The 21,216-nt window shown below is 33.6% G+C and carries 17 protein-coding genes; all 17 read right to left on the minus strand.

The window, feature by feature from the left end:
- Positions 1–73: 73 nt before the first annotated feature.
- On the minus strand, positions 74–487 hold the full coding sequence (locus tag CLV33_RS05700; RefSeq protein ID WP_036122971.1) for an HYC_CC_PP family protein: 414 nt from the start codon (positions 485–487) through the stop codon (positions 74–76).
- A gap of 71 nt (positions 488–558) precedes the next feature.
- Positions 559–2,508 carry a heavy metal translocating P-type ATPase gene (locus tag CLV33_RS05705; RefSeq protein ID WP_105473066.1) on the minus strand — a complete coding sequence of 650 codons (1,950 nt, stop codon included), beginning with the start codon at positions 2,506–2,508 and terminating at the stop codon, positions 559–561.
- Positions 2,509–2,519: 11 nt separating this feature from the next.
- A complete protein-coding gene (locus CLV33_RS05710; RefSeq protein ID WP_081653185.1) occupies positions 2,520–2,726 on the minus strand; it encodes a GDCCVxC domain-containing (seleno)protein in 207 nt (68 codons plus the stop codon).
- Complete coding sequence (gene merTP / locus CLV33_RS05715; RefSeq protein ID WP_027879793.1) at positions 2,726–3,322, minus strand: mercuric transport protein MerTP; 597 nt, start codon at positions 3,320–3,322, stop codon at positions 2,726–2,728. The genes CLV33_RS05710 and merTP overlap by 1 nt, the downstream gene beginning before the upstream one ends.
- A gap of 61 nt (positions 3,323–3,383) precedes the next feature.
- Positions 3,384–3,797, minus strand: a complete 414-nt coding sequence (locus CLV33_RS05720; protein ID WP_079738441.1) for a Fur family transcriptional regulator — start codon at positions 3,795–3,797, stop codon at positions 3,384–3,386.
- A 2-nt stretch (positions 3,798–3,799) separates the two neighbouring features.
- Complete coding sequence (locus tag CLV33_RS05725) at positions 3,800–5,005, minus strand: efflux RND transporter periplasmic adaptor subunit (RefSeq protein WP_027879791.1); 1,206 nt, start codon at positions 5,003–5,005, stop codon at positions 3,800–3,802.
- A 4-nt stretch (positions 5,006–5,009) separates the two neighbouring features.
- Positions 5,010–9,344 carry a CusA/CzcA family heavy metal efflux RND transporter gene (locus CLV33_RS05730; RefSeq protein ID WP_027879790.1) on the minus strand — a complete coding sequence of 1,445 codons (4,335 nt, stop codon included), beginning with the start codon at positions 9,342–9,344 and terminating at the stop codon, positions 5,010–5,012.
- Positions 9,345–9,461: 117 nt separating this feature from the next.
- Positions 9,462–9,773, minus strand: a complete 312-nt coding sequence (locus CLV33_RS05735; RefSeq protein ID WP_027879789.1) for a DUF6660 family protein — start codon at positions 9,771–9,773, stop codon at positions 9,462–9,464.
- A 58-nt stretch (positions 9,774–9,831) separates the two neighbouring features.
- Complete coding sequence (locus CLV33_RS05740; RefSeq protein ID WP_105473067.1) at positions 9,832–11,943, minus strand: Piwi domain-containing protein; 2,112 nt, start codon at positions 11,941–11,943, stop codon at positions 9,832–9,834.
- Positions 11,944–12,046: 103 nt separating this feature from the next.
- The gene (locus CLV33_RS05745) at positions 12,047–15,316 is read right to left on the minus strand and encodes an Eco57I restriction-modification methylase domain-containing protein (RefSeq protein WP_105473068.1); all 3,270 of its coding nucleotides are present in this window, start codon (positions 15,314–15,316) and stop codon (positions 12,047–12,049) included.
- Positions 15,317–15,322: 6 nt separating this feature from the next.
- Positions 15,323–15,622, minus strand: coding sequence for a helix-turn-helix domain-containing protein (locus tag CLV33_RS05750; protein WP_105473069.1), 300 nt, complete (start codon positions 15,620–15,622; stop codon positions 15,323–15,325).
- A gap of 155 nt (positions 15,623–15,777) precedes the next feature.
- Entirely contained in the window at positions 15,778–17,529 is a 1,752-nt protein-coding gene (locus CLV33_RS05755) for a DUF3987 domain-containing protein (RefSeq protein WP_105473070.1), read from the minus strand.
- The gene (locus CLV33_RS05760; RefSeq protein WP_105473071.1) at positions 17,526–18,434 is read right to left on the minus strand and encodes a BT4734/BF3469 family protein; all 909 of its coding nucleotides are present in this window, start codon (positions 18,432–18,434) and stop codon (positions 17,526–17,528) included. The genes CLV33_RS05755 and CLV33_RS05760 overlap by 4 nt, the downstream gene beginning before the upstream one ends.
- Positions 18,421–18,717 carry a helix-turn-helix domain-containing protein gene (locus CLV33_RS05765; protein ID WP_027879784.1) on the minus strand — a complete coding sequence of 99 codons (297 nt, stop codon included), beginning with the start codon at positions 18,715–18,717 and terminating at the stop codon, positions 18,421–18,423. Before CLV33_RS05765 ends, CLV33_RS05760 begins: the two co-directional genes overlap by 14 nt.
- Positions 18,714–19,013: a helix-turn-helix domain-containing protein gene (locus CLV33_RS05770; RefSeq protein ID WP_036122936.1), complete on the minus strand. Its 300-nt coding sequence runs from the start codon at positions 19,011–19,013 to the stop codon at positions 18,714–18,716. Before CLV33_RS05770 ends, CLV33_RS05765 begins: the two co-directional genes overlap by 4 nt.
- A gap of 160 nt (positions 19,014–19,173) precedes the next feature.
- On the minus strand, positions 19,174–20,121 hold the full coding sequence (locus tag CLV33_RS05775) for a DUF6617 family protein (protein ID WP_105473072.1): 948 nt from the start codon (positions 20,119–20,121) through the stop codon (positions 19,174–19,176).
- Positions 20,121–21,215 (minus strand): site-specific integrase, encoded by a 1,095-nt coding sequence (locus CLV33_RS05780; RefSeq protein ID WP_105473073.1) that lies wholly within the window; start codon positions 21,213–21,215, stop codon positions 20,121–20,123. Before CLV33_RS05780 ends, CLV33_RS05775 begins: the two co-directional genes overlap by 1 nt.
- Position 21,216: the final 1 nt, after the last annotated feature.

The following is a 21,216-nucleotide window of genomic DNA, read 5'->3' on the forward strand; positions in this document are numbered from 1 at the left end:
TAAAAACACCGAATACAGTAAATTATCCTTACGACATTGCAGTCATAGGATAAAAGAGTCTATTGTTTAAAAATCAAATTAAGTATGTCTCGTCAATCTTGTAGAGTTGCCTTATGACGAGTGGTGGTTTGTATTCTTCGTAGGTAGATACATTACTGTCTAAACCTTCAAAAAGGTTAATGTAAGTATAAACAAATGAAGCGATGAATACTTGTTGCTCAAACGTGATTTTGTCAACTTGCAATTGTAATTCGTCTTGACCTTCAATTGCTAATTGTTTATCATCACAACAATTTTTCTTGGTAATAGAACATTCTTCGGTTGAAGGCTTTTCCATTTCCATTCCGCAACCTTTGGCTTTTTGAAAGATAGCAGATTCTACTAAAGTATCTCCACAATAATGCATATTCACAGTAAATGACATTGTAGAGAATAACACTACAAAAGTCATTGCTAAAGACATTATTTTATGGAAAATCTGCTTCATATTGATTGCGAAGTTACGAAATTTTAACAACTATTGATTTTGTTTAACAGAAGTTTAATTGATTAATCTGCTTAATCCCATTTCATTTTCTGCAATCGAACTGCATTTAAAATTGCTAATAATGCTACTCCTACATCTGCAAAAACAGCTTCCCACATTGTGGCTAAACCACCTGCTCCTAATATCAAGACAATAACTTTAACTCCAAACGCTAAAATGATATTCTGCCAAACTACTTTGCGTGTAGAACGACTAATTTTAATGGCTCTCACTACTTTTGATGGTTGGTCTGTTTGAATAATGACATCTGCTGTTTCAATAGCTACATCACTACCTAAACCACCCATCGCAATACCAACATTACTTGCTGCTAAAACAGGTGCATCGTTAATACCATCACCTATAAAAGCTACTTTATTTTCAGGATTCTTCTTTAAAGATTCAACTTCGTTTAATTTATCTTCTGGTAGTAAACCACCTTTAGCATTTTCAATATTTAACTCTTTAGCGACTTGTTGAGTTATAGAATCTTTATCACCAGAAAGCATCATAATATTTTTAATGCCTACTTTATGTAAATCTGTAATTGTTTCTTTTGCATCCTCTTTTAATTCATCTGCTATGACTACATAACCTGCAAATTGATTATCGATTGCAACTAATACTATCGATTCTACAATAGATTCCGTTTCAGTTGGAACATTTATATTATTCGCAGTCATTAAGGCTTTGTTACCTACTAAAACAGTTTTACCGTTTACCATACCTTTTAATCCTTTACCTGCAACTTCAGAAACTTCTTTTGCTTCATAGCTATTTTCAGTTCCTTTATATATCATTATAGCTTTAGCAATGGGATGCGTGGACTGTTCTTCCATCGCCATTAAATATTGCATAAATTCGGTTTCTTTCCAATCAATTGCTTTTACTTCTTTGATTTTAAAAACACCTTTAGTTACGGTTCCTGTTTTGTCCATTACCAAAGTATTTATCTTGGTCATTGCATCTAAAAATGAAGCACCTTTAAATAATATTCCATTTTTTGAAGCTGCTCCCAATCCACCGAAATATCCTAATGGAATTGAAATCACTAACGCACAAGGACAAGATATTACCAAGAATATTAATGCTCTGTATAACCAATCTCTAAATATATAATCATCTACAAAAAAGTAAGGTATAAAAGTAACACCAATAGCCAAGAACACTACAATTGGTGTGTAGATACGAGCAAACTGTCTAATGAATAATTCTGTTTTAGACTTACGAGCTGTAGCATTTTGAACCAAGTCTAATATTCTCGCAATAGAACTATCTTCAAACTTGTTGGTTACCTCAACTTCAATAACACTTTCTAAATTGATACTACCTGCGTAAACCTTTGCTTCTTTCTGAATGGAATCTGGTTTGCTTTCGCCTGTTAACGCTGCGGTGTTTAGAGATGCTTTTTCGGATAATAAAATCCCATCTAACGGTATTTTCTCACCTACTCGAATTTGTATTTTTTCACCAATATTTACAGCTTCTGGCGACACACTAACATAATCACCATCACGAAATACATTGGCTTCTTTAGGTCTAACATCTAATAATGCTTTTATATTTCCTTTTGCACGATTTACAGCAGCACTTTGAAATAATTCGCCTACTGCATAAAATAGCATTACTGCAACACCTTCGGGATATTCACCAATAACAAATGCACCAATGGTTGCTATAGACATTAAAAAGAACTCTGTAAAAACATCACCTTTTTTAATACTATTCCAACCCTCTTTCACAACAGGAAGGCCTACAGGTAAATATGCAATACCATACCAAGCAATACGAATCCAATCCTTAAAGAAGGAAACATCAAAATAATCTAAACCTATACCAATGATAAGCATTGTAAAACTTATGATTGCAGGTACATAGGTTTTGAATGCACTACCATTACCGTGATTATGACCATCATCGTGAGAATGTTGTGCTTCTGAATTTGGTTTTAAATCTCTTAAATTGACTTTCTTTTTTTTCATTTAGTTTTGTTTTAGCAACAACTTTTGTTTTGTTGAATTGGTGGACAAGGAACTGTACCATAAGAACAATACACACAACAATCACCTTCGTTTGGTTTTAGAACCGTTTTACAATGCTCACACTCGTAAAAGAATTGACAAGCGTTAGTTGGCATATCTTCCACTTTTTTATGACCGCAGTTAGGGCAAGTGATTTCCGATTTTAATATGGTTTGCATCAATTTTCTTTTTTATCAGTTACTTTATAACCTGTAGCATTAATTGCTTTCTCAATCTCCAATTCATTGGTTTTAGTTTCGTCAAACTCAATGATTGAGTTACCATTTTCGTATGATGTTTTTGAGTTTACAATTCCGTTAAGTTTATTTACTTCGTGGTTTACGTGAGCTTCACAACTGGCACAGGTCATACCACTTATTTTATACTCTGTTGTTTTGATATTTGAGTTATTAACTATTATGATTTGTTTTTCGGTTTTTGGATATAACATACTTGAGTAGTATGGGAAAGCCAACATCACAATTGCAAATGCTGTTACCACTCCTAAAAAGGTTTTTGAATGCATAAATTTTGGTTTTTCATCCGTTTCACATTCGCCGCAGTCTATTTCTTTTTCTGGCTTGAATTTTTGATACCAAGCAAAGAGAAGAACTACTATTGTTAGCCCAATTAAGTAAGGTCTAAATGGTTCTATCCAAGAAAAAGTTGAAGCTACACCGCTTGTTCCTGCTATTAAAGCCAAAACAGGTGTTATACAACATAATGAAGCTGTAATTGCTGTAAGCAAACTTGTTATCGCTAATTTACTTTTCATAATTACTTAATTCTTTGATTACAAAAATGCAATTAAAAAGCGTGCAATGGAAGTGCATTTATTATCCACTACACTTATCACATATACCTTTTACAACCAAGTTTACATTTTCTGAAACAAATCCATCAGGCACTTTAATTTGTGGAATTTTATGTTCTGTTAAGCAAATGGTTTCATTACAATTATTACAATGGAAATGTAAGTGCAAATCGGTTTTTATATCACAATTACATCCCTTTTCGCATAAAGCATATTTTGTAATCCCTGTACCATCGTCAATTTGATGCACAATATCCTTTTCTTCAAAGGTTTTAATAGTTCTGTACAAGGTAGTTCTATCTGCTTTTTCAAAAGCATTTTCAATATCACTTAATGTTACCGCTATCTCTTTTTCTGCAAGAAACTTATAAATTAACATACGCATTGCTGTAACACGAATATTTTTTGACTCTAATACTTGTTCTATTGTTTCCATAATTAATCGTGGTCTTCCGCTTCTCCTTTTTTCATTTCTGCCATAAGATAATAAGCATTGTTATAAGCGAATTTTGTGTTTTCATCTATTTCTTCAGTAAATTTAATTGCTACCCATTTGCCATCTTTTTCTCCAACAATCACTTCAACAGGTTTAAAGCTCCAATCATCATTTTCTTTTTCTCCTGAAAATATATAATGTTTATCTCCTTCTTTAAAAATGGCACTTTCCGGTAATGCTTTAGTTTGGGTATTATTTACTTGAATTTTACCTTGAATATACATCCCAGGAATTAAATTACCTTTTTTGTTTTCTATTTCTGCGTGAACGTGAACTGCTTTCGGGCTGTCTTCAAACGTTTTACTCACGGAATAGATTTCTGCGGTAAGTTCTGTATCTGGTATAGATTGTACCGTAAAGTTTACTCTTTGACCCTTCTGTACTTTATGGACATCTTTTTCAAAGACCATAAAATCTGCGTGAGCGTGATGCGTATTTACTACCTCAAACAACTCTGTTTGTGGCTCTACATATTGTCCTGTTTTTACTTCAACTTTTTGTACGAAACCCTCTATTGGACTTCGCAATGCTATGCGCTGTGAAATTGTGCCATTACGAACAGAAGTTGTATTGACGTTCAATATTCTTAATTGTGCTTGCAGACCATTTACTATTGCTTTTGAAGCATCATATTCTGCTTCTGCCTTTTGAAAATTAGCACCAGAGCCAACGCCTGCTTCATACAGCTTTTGTTGACGTTCATAATTCTTTTTTAGAAAATTACTATTGCTATAAGCGTTTAAATAATCCGTTTGTAATTTTATAATATTTGGGTGCGATAGATAAGCCACTACTTGACCTTTATTAACCTTATCACCTTCAATCACTTCAATTGAAACGACATTTGCACCAACAACAGTAGTAATAGCTGCTTCGTTTTGTGGTGGTACTTCTAACGTTCCGTTTGCTTCTACATAGCCGCTCATATTACGTAATGCCAACGTATCTATTTTCATTTTTAAAGCATCGAATTGCTGTTGTGATAGCATTACTTCTTCGCTTTCATTATGTTCTTCATTAACTTCTGTTTTTTCTTCCTCATCGTGGGAATGGCCATCATTCTCGTTATGATTTTCTTTATTTCCGCAAGCTGAAACAAAAATGGTTAACACCATTACGGTAAGAATTTTATATATTTTATTTTTCATTGTCTTATTGATTAAAATATTGTAATTGAAATGTGCTTTCTAAATAGTTTACTAATGCAGTCTGTGCTTCAAGTTCCGATTGAATTGCTTCTTTTATCAACTGCGTAAATGCAGTATAATCAATTTCGCCTTCTCTATATGCCAGTAATGCACCTGTTTTTTGCTCTTTTGTTAATGGTAAAACTTGGTCTTTGTAAAACTCCCAAGACGTTTTCCATTTGAAATAATTTTCTTTAGCCTGAACAAACCTTGATTGTACTTCCTGTTTTTTGAACGCTACGTTGGTTTCTGCTATTTCTTTATCAATTCTGGCACTTCTAACTTGTGCTTTGTTAGAACCTGATAAAAACGGAATTGAAATTCCTGCTTGATAGGTGTAAAATCCTGAATTGCCATTGACACGCTGTAAGCCACCTTGAAGATTGAACTTCGGTAAATTATCTGCCTTTGCAGCTTTATATTTGGCTTCTGCTTCATCTACAATGTTCTGCGACATACTGTACAATGGATGATTTTCAATACTGAACGTTTCCATATCATTCTCCATCACTACGTCAAACTCATCTGAAACTGTAAAAACTTCTTCTGATACCAACCACAAATTGAATTGTTGTAAGGCAATAAGATAATTACTATAGGCTTGCGCTTTTTTATTCTGAATTTGAAACGCTTGATTTTTTGCTGCTGAATATTCTAATTTAGAAATGGCTTCGACTTCATAATTTAAAGCTACTGCTTGTTCAAATTTGGAATAAATGGAATCCAGTTCTTTATACAAGTTATAGTTCCGTTTCATTTGATAGCATTTAGACCACGCTTTTTTTACTTCCAATTCCAGTTCCAATTCGGAAAGTTGAAAGGCTTTTTGTGCTAACTGAATGCGTTGTTCTTGTAACTTCCTTTTTGAACCAATACCAAACACATCAATATTAGATTGACCAATACCTATGGTTGTATAAATACCATTGCCACTATTAACTTCTTCTCCACCTGTAAAAATTTGAGTCGTTCCGAAATCATAGGCAGTCGCTTTTAATTGTTCTTGTTTTGTAATTTCCAACTGCTTTTGCTTCAATAATGGATAATTACTTTTTGCGAGTTTAACAGCTTCCTGTAATGAAATTTCGGGAATTGTATCATTCAACTCTTGTGCATTACTTTGTGGTGAAAAGCCAAATAGTAATAATACAACTGCTGTTGCTGTTACTAACTTTTTATTTGGCTTAAACGTAAAAGATTTGTTTTCTACCCAATGATATAAAATTGGTAAAACAAATAAGGTAAGCAAAGTTGAAGTTAATAATCCACCAATAACTACAGTTGCCAAAGGACGCTGTACTTCTGCACCAGCTGATGATGAAATAGCCATTGGTAGAAAGCCTAATACATCTGTAAAAGCAGTTAGCATAATAGGTCTGATTCTTCGTTTAGTACCTTCAACTATTCTATCCTTTAAATTGGTTACACCTTCTTCTTTTAATTCGTTGAGTCCGCTTATCATTACCAATCCATTTAATACCGCAACACCAAACAACACAATAAAACCAACACCTGCCGAAATACTAAATGGCATATCACGCAACCATAAGGCTACTACACCACCAATAGTTGCCATTGGGATGGCTATATAAATCATTAAGGTTTGAGGTAGTGATTTTAATGCAAAGTATATTAGTATAAATATGAGTAATAAGGCGATAGGAACAACGGTTTGTAATCGGTTGCTGGCACGTTCCAGATTTTCAAATGCACCACCATAGCGAATAAAATAACCCGATGGTAGTTCCAATTGTGCATCTAATTTTGATTTTATTTCAGTTACCAACGATTTTACATCTCGACCTCTGACATTGATACCTACATAGGTTCTTCTGTTGGTATTGTCTCTACTTATTTGCATTGGTCCTGCTTTGTAACTTACATCAGCTACTTCGCGAAGTGGAATCTGTGCACCAGAAGGTAAGTTGATAAACAAATTTTGCACATCTGTTATGTCTTTACGATTATGAGAACTTAACCTAACCACCAAATCAAATCGCTTTTCTCCTTCAAATATAGTACCTGCTACTCCTCCTGCAAAAGCTGATTGCACAATTTGATTTAACGTGTTTATTTGAAGTCCGTATTGTGCCAATTTATTTCTATTGTAAGTAATGGTCATTTGTGGCAATCCTTTCGTAGCTTCTGCTCGCATATCACCTATACCTTCAGTATCTGCAATAATTTTTGATATTTCCTCTGCTTTTTGAGCGAGGATGTTTATATCTTCGCCATAAAGTTTAACAGCAATATCTTCTCTAATACCTTCAAGCAACTCGTTAAAACGCATTTCAATAGGTTGGGTAAACTCATAATTAACGCCAGGAATAATTTCGACTGCCTCTTTTATTTCTTCAATGAGTTCATCTTTTGAAGACACTGTTGTCCATTCGCTTTTAGGTTTTAGGATTACAAAAATATCCGCAAAATCCATCGGCATTGGGTCTGTAGGCACTTCGGCAACACCAATACGACTAACAATTTTTTCTACTTCTGGAAATTTTGCTTTTACTATTTGCTCTATTTTAGTGGTAGTTTCAATGGTTTCAGTAAGGGAACTACCTGGTTTTAAAATAGCGTGAAATGCAATATCACCTTCATCGAGTTGCGGGATAAATTCACCACCCATTCTTGAAAACATAAAAACGGTTATCCCAAACAACACAACTGCAATACCAATTACCCATTTACCTTTTCGCAAGGCTCTAACCAATAAAGGTTGATATTTGTCTTCAACCCAATGTACAAATCTATCTCCATAAGATTTTTTATCATTTTTTGGTGCTCTTAACACTAAAGCAGACATCATTGGCACATAGGTTAAACACAGTACCATTGCACCAATCATAGCAAAAATAAAGGTCAATGCCATTGGTTTAAACATCTTTCCTTCAATACCTTGTAAGGCTAAAATGGGTAGAAAAACGATAAGGATAATCAACTGACCGAAAAACGCAGCGTTCATCATCTTTTTTGAAGCATTAGACGCCACTTTATCTCGCTCTTTGGATGTAAGCTGTTTCTTTTTTAGTACTTGTGATGCAATGAGAAATACTGTACTTTCTACAATAATTACAGCGCCATCAACTATAATACCGAAATCTATTGCTCCCAAACTCATTAAGTTTACCCAAACATCGAACACGTTCATTAAAATAAAAGCGAATAATAAGGATAATGGTATTGTTGAAGCAACGATTAAACCACCTCGCCAATTACCCAATAAGAAGATAAGCACAAAAATAACTATCAATGCACCTTCAATAAGATTTGTGGTTACAGTAGAAGTTGTTTCGCCAATTAATTTACTTCGGTCTAATAATGGTTCAATAATTACGCCTTCTGGTAATGACTTTTCAATTTGAGCCATTCGCTCTTTTACATTGGCAATAACATCATTGGAATTTGCACCTTTTAGCATCATCACCAATCCACCTACAACTTCACCTTCACCATCTTGGGTTAATGCACCGTAACGTATGGCAGAACCGAATTGCACAGTTGCAATATCATTAATAGTTACAGGAATATTATTAACGGTTTTTACCGTAATTTTTTTAATGTCTTCTAAACTCCGTACCAAGCCTTCTCCACGAATAAAATTAGCCTGATGGTTCTTTTCAATATATGCACCACCTGTATTTTGATTATTGGCTTCAAGTGCATTAAAGACATCTGTAATGGTCAATCCAATTGCGTTTAAATCGTTTGGGTCAACCGCGACTTCGTATTGTTTAATTTTACCGCCTATAGCGTTAACCTCAACCACACCTTCTACCATTGCCATTTGACGTTGTACAATCCAATCCTGCATTGAGCGTAAATCTGCAATGTCGTATTTGTCTTTATACTCTGGTGCTACTTTTAAGGTGTATTGATAAATTTCCCCTAATCCTGTGGAAATAGGTCCCATAGTAGGTTCTCCAAAACCAGCTGGAATTTGTTCTTTGACTTCGTTTAGTTTTTCGGCTACTAATTGACGAGGTAGATATGTTCCCATATCATCGTCGAATACGATGGTAACAACCGATAAGCCAAAACGAGAGATTGACCTAATTTCCTTTACATCAGGCAGGTTGCTCATTGCAACTTCCACAGGGTAGGTTACAAATTGTTCAATATCTTCTGTACCTAAATTAGGTGCTTGTGTAATAACCTGTACTTGGTTATTGGTAATGTCTGGAACAGCATCGATTGGCACTTTGGTCATACTCCAAATACCTGCTCCAATTATGGTAAGCGTAAGCAAACCAATAATGAATTTGTTATTGATTGAAAAATCAATGATTTTATTAATCATAGTAAAATTTTAATTCAGTTAAACATATCATTTTGCGCTTCGCGCAAAATAAAAGCGAAGCAATGCTTTTGTTAAAAAGCATTGCGTAAGGATATAGCTATCCTTTAAAAAACTGAATTATGCCTGTGGTGGCTGTAAAATGGAAGTGGTAAAATCTTTTTTTATACCGTTTAAGTAGAGAAAATCTTGAGAAGAAATGTATTTAAACTCAAATTTTATTTCTGCGAATTTGAAATAAGTTGCGTTTATATGGCAACATTGGCAAATACAAAATGGGGAACATAAATCTGCATCTTGATGTTGGTGGTTATCACCTAAATCTTGAGAAATTTTTTTTTTAACTTCATTGTCAAAAGTACCTGTATCTTCACAAGGCACTAAATTTAGTGTGAAGATATAGATTGACAATATGAATGCTAAAAATTTCATTAAGGCAAATATAAGAATTTTTTAATGCAATGGTTGTGCAAATAAATTGATTGGTAAATTATAAAAACCATAACGCATCTTTAGCATCGTCTGGAACGCCATTATTAAAACGTGGTGCTATTTGTGCTACCATTTCTGGATATTTTATAGTGATTGGAACATTTTGTTGTCGAAGTGATTTCCAATACAATCTGCTAAACTGATACACTTGTGTTAATAATTCTAACACTACATCTGCATCTTCAAAAGCATCTTCATCTGGACTGCTTATTTTTATCTTTATTGGGAATGGATAACCATCTGTATCTGAATAAAAACGGTCACTTGGATAACGTGCATTATTAAACAATAGGAATTGATTTTCGCTAATTCGTATGTATGTCCCACTAACTGGCATTAGCTTTTTATTCCAATTAAGGTCGTAAGCAATAATATCTTCTGCTTCTGTTTTATTGATATTTAGAATGTAGAGTGGAATTTTTAAGCCTAATGTATGCATCCCTCTAATAATTGGTTTTAGTTCCTCGTAACTCATTTCCTTATAAAAGTGAATCACTACTTTATCTGCTTCTGCAACCGATGTAAAATCTCTTATGGCTTTACATATACTTCCTGCCAATAGGTCTGTTTCGCTTTGGTCGAAATACTCGAACTTTCTAAACAAGCCATTGTTTTGAAAACTAAAAGCACTTGCAATATACCGTCTGTTTTCGCCTTGATTGGTAAATGCACCAACACCAATTACTAATTCCTTTTTATCAGTTACTGCGAGTTTCCAAGGTGCACCACCTAATTTGGCGTGAATTGCCAACGCCATATTTTGCAATGAAAATTGGAAGTTGTATTGATTCTCGATATTGACCACCATTTTTTCATAATCTACAACTTGTGTAACAATGCCTTCGTTTAAAAAGAGTTCTTTGATTTGAATATAGATTTCTCGGTCTTCGGGATTTGGTGTATACTTATCGAAAGGACTTAAATAGAAAGCTGCATAACGCACATTATCGTGGTCAAACGAAAGGTTTTCTAATTGCTCTGTTATTTCTGGTATTGGGTTGTTTTCGTTGGTAAACTCAATAAAATGTTCTTTAGAAGTTGAAGCCTTAATATTTACATAAGCCTCAATCCCTTTAAAATATTTTTTATCCGCAGTAACACCAGTTTTGAGGTTATTGTAAAAGGTTTTAATTGCTTCTTTATGTGACGTATGGTACACAAAGAAAAACTTAATGTTTTGGTTGTTGGGTCTTTTGTAAGGGTTGAGGTTATTCATTGCCAATTTAGGCACTAAATGGGTTTTCTTGTTACCGTATTGGTCTTTACCAAATTCTAATAATCCTACTTGTGGGTCAATGTGATTGATACGATTGAGTGGCACATCAATAAACGCATCATTCTTAAACGGAAATATGGCTTTAAAGTCTTCTGTAAATAGATAGTTGGTTGCAAAATTATTAATAAGTGCTACATACTTTTGGTATTTGTTGGCTGGTCTTACTGGTTCTTCAATAGGTATATCTAATGCTCGTGCTAATGGTAAACTAAAAATTGGGAATGCTTGGTCAAACTGAATAGCATTGTAAAATTCTTGTTTTTCCTCTGTGTCGAGGTCCATTTGGTAATTGAACGTTTTTTGACCATATACACAACGCCTTATTAACTCTGAATCCTCTATATCCTTAACCGACGTTGTAAGGACTTTTGAAGTACCATCGTATGATACAATTAACTCTGGTAAGTCTGTGAGTTTTGCAAACTGTATTTTAAATGAAAATTTATAGTAGAGGTTATAGTCTGCTGTATTCCCTTTTTTTGAAGGCATCCACACTTGTACATCACCAACGAAGTTTTTTACTACTATATAGTCTTTAGATTTAAAATAGCTTCTTAATTGATGTTTAAGGAATTGCTTGTAAATTCTTAATTCTCTACCATCTACTAAATTTAGCTTAATGCTTGGTGCATCTGGTATTTCTGTTGTAAATGTTGTAAATATTTGGTCTGTGTTAGATAAGTCTGTATCTGGAAACACCTCTTTAATCTGCCTTGAAAATTTAGATTTATGGATAGGATGACTACCTTCCATATCCTCTAAAGTTAAATAAATAGTAGGCGCACTATTAGGCCATTTAAAGTTGAGTATGTTGGTTTTGAGGTGTTCTTGCATTGGTAATGAGGTGTTTTTGGGTTTTACATATTTATTTTTTTAGTTTCAATTTAAAAGATTGCCACGTCGCTGCGCTTCTCGCAATGACAAGTATTATTAATTTTTATGAATTTTCAACAATCTCTCGTTCTTCTTGTGTTAAGCCATATAAATCGTACACCATAGTATCAATTGTTTTTTCTGTTTGGGTGATTTGGGTTTGTAACTCTTGGGCTTTTTTCTTGTTATCCTCGAAGAGTTCTAACCACTCAAACTCGTCTTTTTTGGTAAGCGGTGTGCCACCTGCTTTTTTAATGGCTTTGTTGAGTTCTTTTATAAAGTCTGCAAAGTCTAATTCGTGCCAGTTATCGAGTTTGCGTGTTAGTTTTTCTAAACTAAATTGTGATGATATGTAGTTCTGAAACCTTGATGCTAAAATTTGAAAGTCATTTACAAGTTCAATTACGGTATTAGCTTTACTTTCTAATGCAGACTCATTTTTAATTTCTGGAATTGGAATTTGTTCAAAGTATTGCGGTTTTACCTCAATATAACCACCACTTCTTACAACACAAATAGATTTAAGAAACTCCCAAACTATTTTGGAATTTAGAACACACAATAATGCTTTACTGTTAACAGGAAGAAAGACTGCTGGTGCATTAACAAATGTTCCTATTGAATCAAAACAGAATTTATTAGTGTTTTGAAGATTGGGGAAAATTATTTTTGGTTTCTCAAATAAATCATAATAAGCACAATTTCTTAATTCCCACCAATAATCACCTTGGTCATAACGTTTTATTGCTCTTTCTTTAAAAGACAACAAATGATTGAAAATTTGAGGAAAATCTTTTATTAAACTTTCAAGTTTTTCAGTCTCTGAAGATTGATTAGCATAAACTTCATTAGTCCATTTACTTTTAAACAAAATTAGCTTTTGCTCTACCTTTTGAACATTCCATTTTTTTATTTCCTTTCCTTCTAAAATTGGCTTTATATGTTCTGAAAATGACCAATTATTATCAATTATAAAAGCATCATTTAAGGCAGTTTTAACACCATAATAACATTTTCCATATTTGTCTCTTAAATTAGTATGTTGTAAAATTTTGTTGAAAATATTAGCCATTCCAACAGATAAAAATGACCAAGACTTTGAATTTAAAGAAGATTGTAAAACTTGTATTTCATTTTCATTATCAATATCAATTACTCTACTTTGAGCAATTTTGGGAATTTTAATGTATTTAAAATTGCAATCCTTTCCTACTCCGTTTTCCAGAATAATTATAACAGGATATGTGGTCGCTCCTTCAAATATTTGTACTTCTGTAAAGTCAATATATTCTTTTAGGCTTGTTTTATTGGTTAAATATTCTCTTAATACTTTCCCAGCTGTTGTTTTATCAAAGGTATTTGATATGTAACCCATTAATCCATTGTCATTAATGATTTTTGAACCTAACTCATAGAAATAAGCAAATAAATCACTTGCTGAATGGTAAACTGAATAATTCTTTTCAAAATAGCCTAAATAGTTTGTAAGCAATTCTGCTCTCACATAAGGTGGATTTCCAATTATTACATCAAATCCTTGTTTTAAATCAGCAGATTGCTTCGTTGTGCCTCCTCGCAATGACGGATTGAATATCTGTGGAAATTCTTGTTGCCAATTAAAGGCTTTATCTCCTGCAACGGTTTTGCTATCAATTAATGAGTTGCCACATTTTATATTGTTGCTTAAATCGTTTAGTTTCCGGCGTGGTTGTGCGGTGCGTAACCATAGCGATAGTTTGGCAATTTCTACAGATTCTTCATTAAGGTCTACGCCATAAATATTGTTTTCTAAAATGGTGTTTTCTATATCGCTTAATATAAGGCCACCACCTAATACTTTTGCTTTTAGCTCATCGATGTAACGGTGTTCTTTAATAAGAAAATCTAACGCTTGGTTTAAAAATGCACCAGAGCCACAAGCTGGGTCGCAAATGGTTATTTGCAGTAACCACGCTCTGTAATTATCTAAAACTTCTAATAGTTGCTTTTTGGTGTTTTGGTGTGTTCCCTTTTTAATCTCGAAATAGGCTTCTTCCTTAAAACCTAATTGGTCTTTTTTCTCTTGGCAAAGTTTACCAACGGTATTTTCTACAATGTATTTGGTAATGTATTTGGGTGTGTAGAACACGCCATCTTTTTTACGCTTACTCTTTTGCTTATCGAACTCGCCACCTTCAATTTCGGCATTAACACTTTCTATTTCGTTAAGTGAGTTTTCAAAAATGTGCCCTAAAATATTGACATCTACCTGACTGCTAAAATCGTATTTAGCGAGTTTATAGGCGTGTTTGTAAAGCAAGTCATCATCAATCTCCAAACTATCTAAAATGGCATCCGGTTTAAACAATCCGCCATTGTAGGCATATATTTCAGCTCTTGATGTTGTGCCTTTTCTACCTTCATCTAAAAAATGAAAATATTGTTTAAAAAGGTTATACAATGGGCGTTCGTCTCCAAAATCGATGTCGGCTTTCCACTTATCTAATATCTGTATGGTTGAATTTGGTGGTAATAGGTCTCTATCTTCGGCAAAGAAAATGAACAGAAAACGGTCTATGAGTTTCTGTGATTTTTTGAATAGGGATAGTTTTACGTTTTTTTCGAGTGCTTTTAGTTCGGTGCTATCGTCTCCATTATGAGATTGCCGCGCTTCGCTCGCAATGACATTTTGTTTTAGGCGTTTGGCATTTCGTTTTACGAGGTCTCTAAAGAGTTCGCGTTTAAATACGGAATAGTCGTTGTAAAACTGTTTGGTAATCTTGTCTTCCTCAACTAAAGACGCTTCTTTAATGGTTAATGGTAGATTGTTGAGAATGTTATCCTTTTGTAAGCACAGGTGCATTAAAGCAAATTCTTCGGGCGCTAACTGAAAGAGATTAAACTCTAAAAACTCGGTAGCATCATTGATGTAAAACCGCAACTTCTCAAAGTTGGATGTGATGACATACACACAACCCTTTTGGTTGGCTTTATAGTCGAATGCCTGTTTACGGATGCTTTCTAAATCTTTGGTGTTGGTTCCCTTTAGCTCAATAACTCCAATAGCTTTGGTTTCCTTTAAAATAGCTCCATCTGCTTTTCCTGCTCCTTTTTGGTTTTTAAACTCGGTAGTGATATTAAAATCAGGCTTTGGATTTAGCGTATAACCCAAGACATTGACAAACAGCTCATCCAGAAACTTTGCCTGGTACTGTTCTTCTTTAGAGTTTTTAATATTCTCTTGAATGGTAGCATTGTGAAAATACTTGGTGTATTTTTTATAGGCACGCTCAACTACTGAATTATCTTGTTGCGCCAGATATGTTTTTAATACTGATGTTTGAAATAATGCCATTTAAAGCTACTTTTTTTGGTTGGTTAAGTTCTTAATTTCTTCTTCTACTTTTTTGAGGATTTCCGTACTGTTGGATTCATCTTTAAGCATATTGACAATTTTATCAGCCATCCAAAACTTTAGTAACTCACTTTCACTTTTGTTTAAAGCCTTTGCTAAATCTTCTACTTGTTCCTTTCTGGCAATACGAGTCCCACGTTCAATTTTACTTAATAAGGCGGTATCAATGTTCATTTGAGAGGCAACCTCACGCAGTAATAGTTGCTTTTCTTCCCTTAACTTCCTTATATAATTACCAAATGTCATTTTAGAGATATTTTGACTTGTCAATATTTGTCTAATTTAATAAAAGGAAACAAAAGGAAAGTAAAAAGATATAAACAGTTATTAACAGGTAATGAGGAAGTTGAGGATTTGAGGAAATCCATTTAATCATTTCCTTAAATCCTCGAAATCCTTAACTATGTCTTTGCAGGATTTGAGTAGTTATTGTGTGCTTCTCTGTGTATTAATCCTGCATCAACAAATTTGGTAATATAACCTTCTGCGGTTTTATGTGGTATGCTCTGTTTTGTGGCTAAATCTAAATACTCTTGTCTGCTAAACTGCTTTGGTAAACTTTCTAAAAAGCGTTCCTTTCTATTTAATCGTTTTGTTGCTTTTTGCTCAATAGGTAAGTCGTTAAAAACTTTACTACTGTGTTTTACTAAAATTGAAATTATGGTTAGTGCGTTTTTAAAATCCATATCCTCACATTCTTTAGTTGCGTTTACATCACCATCTTCCATAATACGAAATGCTGTGAATAGCATCATTATCCTAAACGCAATTAAGCCTAAACGCCTTATCGTTGCGATGTACTCTTCGGGTTGTAGGTTGATGTATTTGGTCTGTAAAGATTCAAAAAACGTATTGAATTGCTGTTGTTGGGTTGTAGTTAACCGTATTTCAATCTCTGGATTGTTTTTCAGGGTTTTGTACAGTTCTAAAAACTCGCTACCCAATTGGTTATAGTAATCGTCTAAACCTACTTTATTGCTATTTTGAAACACGTTTTTCCAAGTTGGTTTGATATTCATATAGTAGAACATAAAGCGACTGAACAAGCCATTTTCGGCATTGGGTATTAAGGTTGCCACTTGTTTTGGTGTCCCTGATAATACTGTTGATAAACACGGTTTCTCAATATCTACATATTCTCTATCGGTTCTACGATAATAGCTTATGGTTTCGTGATGAAAGGCTTTACGAAATCCATCGGAATAATTACCATAATCGCTTTTAAAGGCTTGTGCTAATGTATCTCCTTCGGTTTCAAAAATTAATCCTCTACCATCATTATCAGAAATTAATTGATATACGCCTGTTACACTATTGTTAGCAGGAATAAACAGCATTCGTTCTGGTGGTTTACTCGGTTTTTCCAAGTTTTCATCTTTGCCTTTGTTCATATTGTAAGTAGCAGTTTCTGCTTGAAATTGCTGTTTTAATACTTTGGCTTGTTCCCGTTTTAACTTGTGAACAGGTTCTACCAAATTTTTAATTTGGTTAAGTCTTCCTTTACCTGCAGATGCAGGTGCTGTAACAAATAGATATAAATTACAAAACACTTTACGTTGGTCATAGATTCCGAAGAGTTTAGGAAAGCACGCACTAAATGCTGTTAATGCGCCTAATAACAAAATGTCCTTTTCTTCCTGACCATTAGCAGGGTTTACAACTTGTTGTAAAAACTGTGGCAAATTCTCATATACCTTTTCTGGTATTGTTGGCATTGCTTGGTTGGGTGTATCAACAATAGTTGCAACGTTTGTTGCAACTTCGTTGTTGTTTTGTTGTTTGGTCGGTTTGATACCTGATTGATGTGCGTAATGGTAAAAGGTAGCAATTGTAATTCCGTGTCCTTTTGCGTTTAGGCATTTGTTGAATTGTGCGTCACACTCTTTGGCATCGTAACCTGCATAATTTTTACTTATACGGTGAAAATAATCCCTTCCTGTTTCTCCATACTCTTCTGCTAAAGCAAAGCCTAAATCTCTCCAAGTGGCATAGCCTCCTGTTATGTCTGTACCTGATTGCTCGATTGCTGAAATGTAGGATTCAATATCGTTATCAGCAACAGCAACAACTTGAGTTATTGTCTTGTTGCTTTTTGGTTTTATTGGCTCTTTAGGAACTTCTAACCAATCTTTTGGGTTAAATATTTTAGTCATAATGCTTGATGTCTTTTATGTAAAAAGGCTGTTGGGTCGTATGGTAAAAAACACGCTCTGGAAACGTCTTTACCTGACTGGTCAACCTCAATGTTATAATTGTGTTTAATGTAATTTGCTACTGCTGTGAAATATTCTGAATGTGATACTTCTGAAATATCTATTCTAATAATCCATTTTAAACCATCACCAGATGGTGATATGAATAGCATTTCGGTTTCAAAATATTCATCATTTAAGAGTTGTGTTCTTAACTCTTGTAAATTCTCTAAATGGTCAAAATCAATCGTTAATAGATTAGAATGCTTTAGCAAATTGTTATCACTTCGTTTTTCAAATGTTCCTGAAAGTGTTACGTAATCAAAGCGATTTGCTTTGAATTTACGTGCTTCTTTTACATTGGTAATTGCTCTTAATTCTTCAGTAATCCTTTTGTATTTATCACTTGTGATTAATGCAAATATTTGATGCAGTCGCAATGTTTCCGCAGGAAATACATTACGAACAGGTGCTTTGAAAAAGCTACAGTAAGCATACCAGGTATCGTCTGGTTCGTTTAACCATTCTAACTCGTCATTTTCTTTGATTTCTAAATTCAGATGTACTGCTTCATTTATTTTCTGCAATAAATCAGCTTCATCAATAGTTTTAAAATGATATTTGGCAAATTCAAATACATCACCGTTAAAGGTTTTTAGTTCGGTATCTCTATGGGTTGCAATCACTCCATCAATATGAATCCGTAAAGTTTCTTTTCCACCATTAAATGGGTTACGAGTTATCCCGCAGTCCCTTCCTTTTACGGAAAGGACTGTTGTATCAGGATAATACTGTCTTAACACATAGGCATAAATCTTTAAGCCATAATGTGTTTTGTCTAAAATTGCTTCTCTACTTATTTCCATCTTGCTTGAAATTATGGTTGTAGTAGTTATCTTGAAGCAATTGCTCTATGTCAGCAACTCTATAGTAAAATTTACCTTTTACTTTGCTGTAAGGCAAAGTGCCATTGGTTCTTAAAGTTTGCAACGTACGCTTACTAATATGTAAAGTCTGCAATACATCTTGATTGTCTATCCACGTATCCTTTAATACTTCTGCTCTCGATTGTCGCAACAATTCGATACGTGCTTTTAAGTCCTTGATATCTTGCGAGAGTGCCAAGATTAAATCGATTATTTCAGTCATAACTTCACCGCTCCTTTCTTAATTAGGTAATCGGCAGCTTGCTGTTCGATTTCATCTTGTGAATCAACACGGTTACTTAATAACCATTCTTCTAATTCGACTCTGTTAAAATAAATTTTCTTTCCATTCGGTTTATAATGTGGAATGGTTCCTGTACTTGTAAGTTTGTATAAATGGGATTGTGATAATTCCAAAAACTTACACGCTTCGTTGAAGCTCAATACGTTTTTTACAATAATGTTTCTGTCTAAAACGTGCTGTTCAATAATTTTGAGACGTTCTAATATTTCGTCCATAACTAATAAAATTTTAGTTTATAGTAAATGGACATCTGGCCAAATGTCATTCTTGGTTTTCAAGAACAGGACAAAGGTTCAAAATTGGCTTCTCGATTTTAGTAAGAGTGTAAAACAAGGGTAAGACAACAGTAAGGTTTCTTACTATTCTTACTGTTTTTTATTGCAGTTGTTGGATAATTTTATCTATTTCTTCCTTTTCTTTTGGGTTATGAACTTTGTTTTTGTGAAGATTATTAGCCTTTAATAGCGTACCTGTTTTGGTAACAAATTTTCCAGAACGTTCTATTGCCGTAGGATTGAAATAAATAAAAAATGGTTTAAGTTTTGTTACAAGGTAACTAAACTGTGTCGTCTCGCATTGAAGATAAATTTGCGATTCTGTATTTGTGAAATCTTTTGCTAATAAGAGTTCGTGCAACTGTTCTACAGTTGTACGGTTATCTAACAAATCTATTTTTAGATTTACCAGTTTGAGCACAGTTAGCAAAGTTGAAGTGTCATTACTTTTATATCCGAAAGAAGTCTTTGGTTTTGCTTTCGTTTTTGATGTTTTTTTGGTAGCAACTTTTTTAGTGGTGCTCTTTTCTATCACATTAACATCAAAAGTTTCATCATTAAAGTATTTTTCTGCAATTTCTGAAATAGAAAATGTTGTGTTTTCTGAAAACTGACCGTATTGCTCTTGTAGTTCAGCATACAATCTTATAGCAGACACTTTTAAGTAGTTTATGATATAATTATCATCATTATTTAAATCTGCTGTTATTCCTCTCTTATTGATATAAGTTGCAATGTCATTTAAGTACTTATCAAATTTATTAAGTAGAATAGTATAGCTATATTTATTTTCCGGTGTAGTTGCATTTACGGGAAATTCTTTTGAAAATGATGCTACTGTATTTTCTGTTTCAATAAAGATTAGCTTTTGGTAGTATTCTTTTTTCGCATTTAAAGGCTTTTTAAAGTTTACTTTAAAAACTGCATTATTGGCTTTTGGATTCAATTTAAAATCAGACAGTAGGTATTTAAAATCCTTTTTTTGTCTATTATCTCTATGTAAGCCATTGGTTATAGAAACCAAACTTGAAAATACACTTCCTTTCATTATAAATCCAGTTGAATACGGTTAGCAGCTTCTTTCTTTTTATCGTCAATTACTTTAGCATATATCTGTGTAGTGCGTAATTCTTTATGACCTAATAATTTTGATACTGTATATATGTCTGTACCCAATGTTAATTGTAAGGTAGCGTAGGTATGGCGCGCGCAATGGAAGGTTATATTTTTAGTAATACCTGCTTTCATCATCCATTGTTGTAGCTTTAAGTTAGACCAGGCACTATAATGTAAGCCATCAAACACTTTATCATCTGGATTACCTTTTTCTCCTAATAGATTTCTTGCTTGGTCTGATATTGGTAAGGTTTCTACACCTTTAGTTTTCTTTTGTCTAAATCTGATATAATATCCCATTTCTTTAGAGTGCTGGATTTCTGACCATATTAGTTTTTCAATATCTGACCAACGTAATCCGGTTAAAGCTGAAAAAATAAAAGCATTTTTTAAAATAGGTAGTTCACATTCTGTATTAACTGCCTTTTGTAATTCATCAAGCGTTAAAAATTCTCGTTGAGGTTCGCCTTGTTTAAAGTATTCAACACCATTTGCAGGATTTACTTTTAATATACCATCCTTTACAGCCTGTTTTAATGCTGCTGAAAATTTCCCGAAATATGAATATTTTGAATTTTGAGACAATTGCTTACCTGCTCTACCTATTGCATCTTTATCTAAATACTCTTTGAAACGCTCAACAAATGATTTGTCTATATCTTGAAAACTAACATCAGTTGGACAAAACTTTTTTAAATGTTTTAGCATACTATTCCAATTACCATAATTGCCAGAGCTTGTATTTTTCTTTTCTGCTAAAGCTGTGATATAAGTAATAAAACTGCCTTTTAGCTTTTCAATATCTTGAAAGCCATAAATACCGTTTTGAATTTCAATCTGTCGTTGTGCACAAATAGTTTCTGCAAGTTGCTTCGTTTTCCTGTTTACCTCTCTTTCCGTTTTGGTTTTAGGATTTGGTGTAAGGTATAAGCGTAAGTATTCGGTTTTACGTTTACCTTTATGATAGTAATCTAAATACAGGCTTATTTTGTCGTTTTTCTTGCGTTGTCTTAATGTTACTTTCATA

The sequence above is a fragment of the Jejuia pallidilutea genome (assembly GCF_002973595.1).
Taxonomy (GTDB): domain Bacteria; phylum Bacteroidota; class Bacteroidia; order Flavobacteriales; family Flavobacteriaceae; genus Jejuia; species Jejuia pallidilutea.

Coding starts and splice junctions, on each gene's coding strand:
- CLV33_RS05700 (WP_036122971.1), bottom strand. CDS start 487: ATGAAGCAGATTTTCCATAAAATAATGTCTTTAGCAATGACTTTTGTA.
- CLV33_RS05705 (WP_105473066.1), bottom strand. CDS start 2,508: ATGAAAAAAAAGAAAGTCAATTTAAGAGATTTAAAACCAAATTCAGAA.
- CLV33_RS05765 (WP_027879784.1), bottom strand. CDS start 18,717: ATGACTGAAATAATCGATTTAATCTTGGCACTCTCGCAAGATATCAAG.
- CLV33_RS05750 (WP_105473069.1), bottom strand. CDS start 15,622: ATGACATTTGGTAATTATATAAGGAAGTTAAGGGAAGAAAAGCAACTA.
- CLV33_RS05725 (WP_027879791.1), bottom strand. CDS start 5,005: ATGAAAAATAAAATATATAAAATTCTTACCGTAATGGTGTTAACCATT.
- merTP (WP_027879793.1), bottom strand. CDS start 3,322: ATGAAAAGTAAATTAGCGATAACAAGTTTGCTTACAGCAATTACAGCT.
- CLV33_RS05735 (WP_027879789.1), bottom strand. CDS start 9,773: ATGAAATTTTTAGCATTCATATTGTCAATCTATATCTTCACACTAAAT.
- CLV33_RS05720 (WP_079738441.1), bottom strand. CDS start 3,797: ATGGAAACAATAGAACAAGTATTAGAGTCAAAAAATATTCGTGTTACA.
- CLV33_RS05710 (WP_081653185.1), bottom strand. CDS start 2,726: ATGCAAACCATATTAAAATCGGAAATCACTTGCCCTAACTGCGGTCAT.
- CLV33_RS05740 (WP_105473067.1), bottom strand. CDS start 11,943: ATGCAAGAACACCTCAAAACCAACATACTCAACTTTAAATGGCCTAAT.
- CLV33_RS05745 (WP_105473068.1), bottom strand. CDS start 15,316: ATGGCATTATTTCAAACATCAGTATTAAAAACATATCTGGCGCAACAA.
- CLV33_RS05770 (WP_036122936.1), bottom strand. CDS start 19,013: ATGGACGAAATATTAGAACGTCTCAAAATTATTGAACAGCACGTTTTA.
- CLV33_RS05775 (WP_105473072.1), bottom strand. CDS start 20,121: ATGAAAGGAAGTGTATTTTCAAGTTTGGTTTCTATAACCAATGGCTTA.
- CLV33_RS05755 (WP_105473070.1), bottom strand. CDS start 17,529: ATGACTAAAATATTTAACCCAAAAGATTGGTTAGAAGTTCCTAAAGAG.
- CLV33_RS05730 (WP_027879790.1), bottom strand. CDS start 9,344: ATGATTAATAAAATCATTGATTTTTCAATCAATAACAAATTCATTATT.
- CLV33_RS05760 (WP_105473071.1), bottom strand. CDS start 18,434: ATGGAAATAAGTAGAGAAGCAATTTTAGACAAAACACATTATGGCTTA.
- CLV33_RS05780 (WP_105473073.1), bottom strand. CDS start 21,215: ATGAAAGTAACATTAAGACAACGCAAGAAAAACGACAAAATAAGCCTG.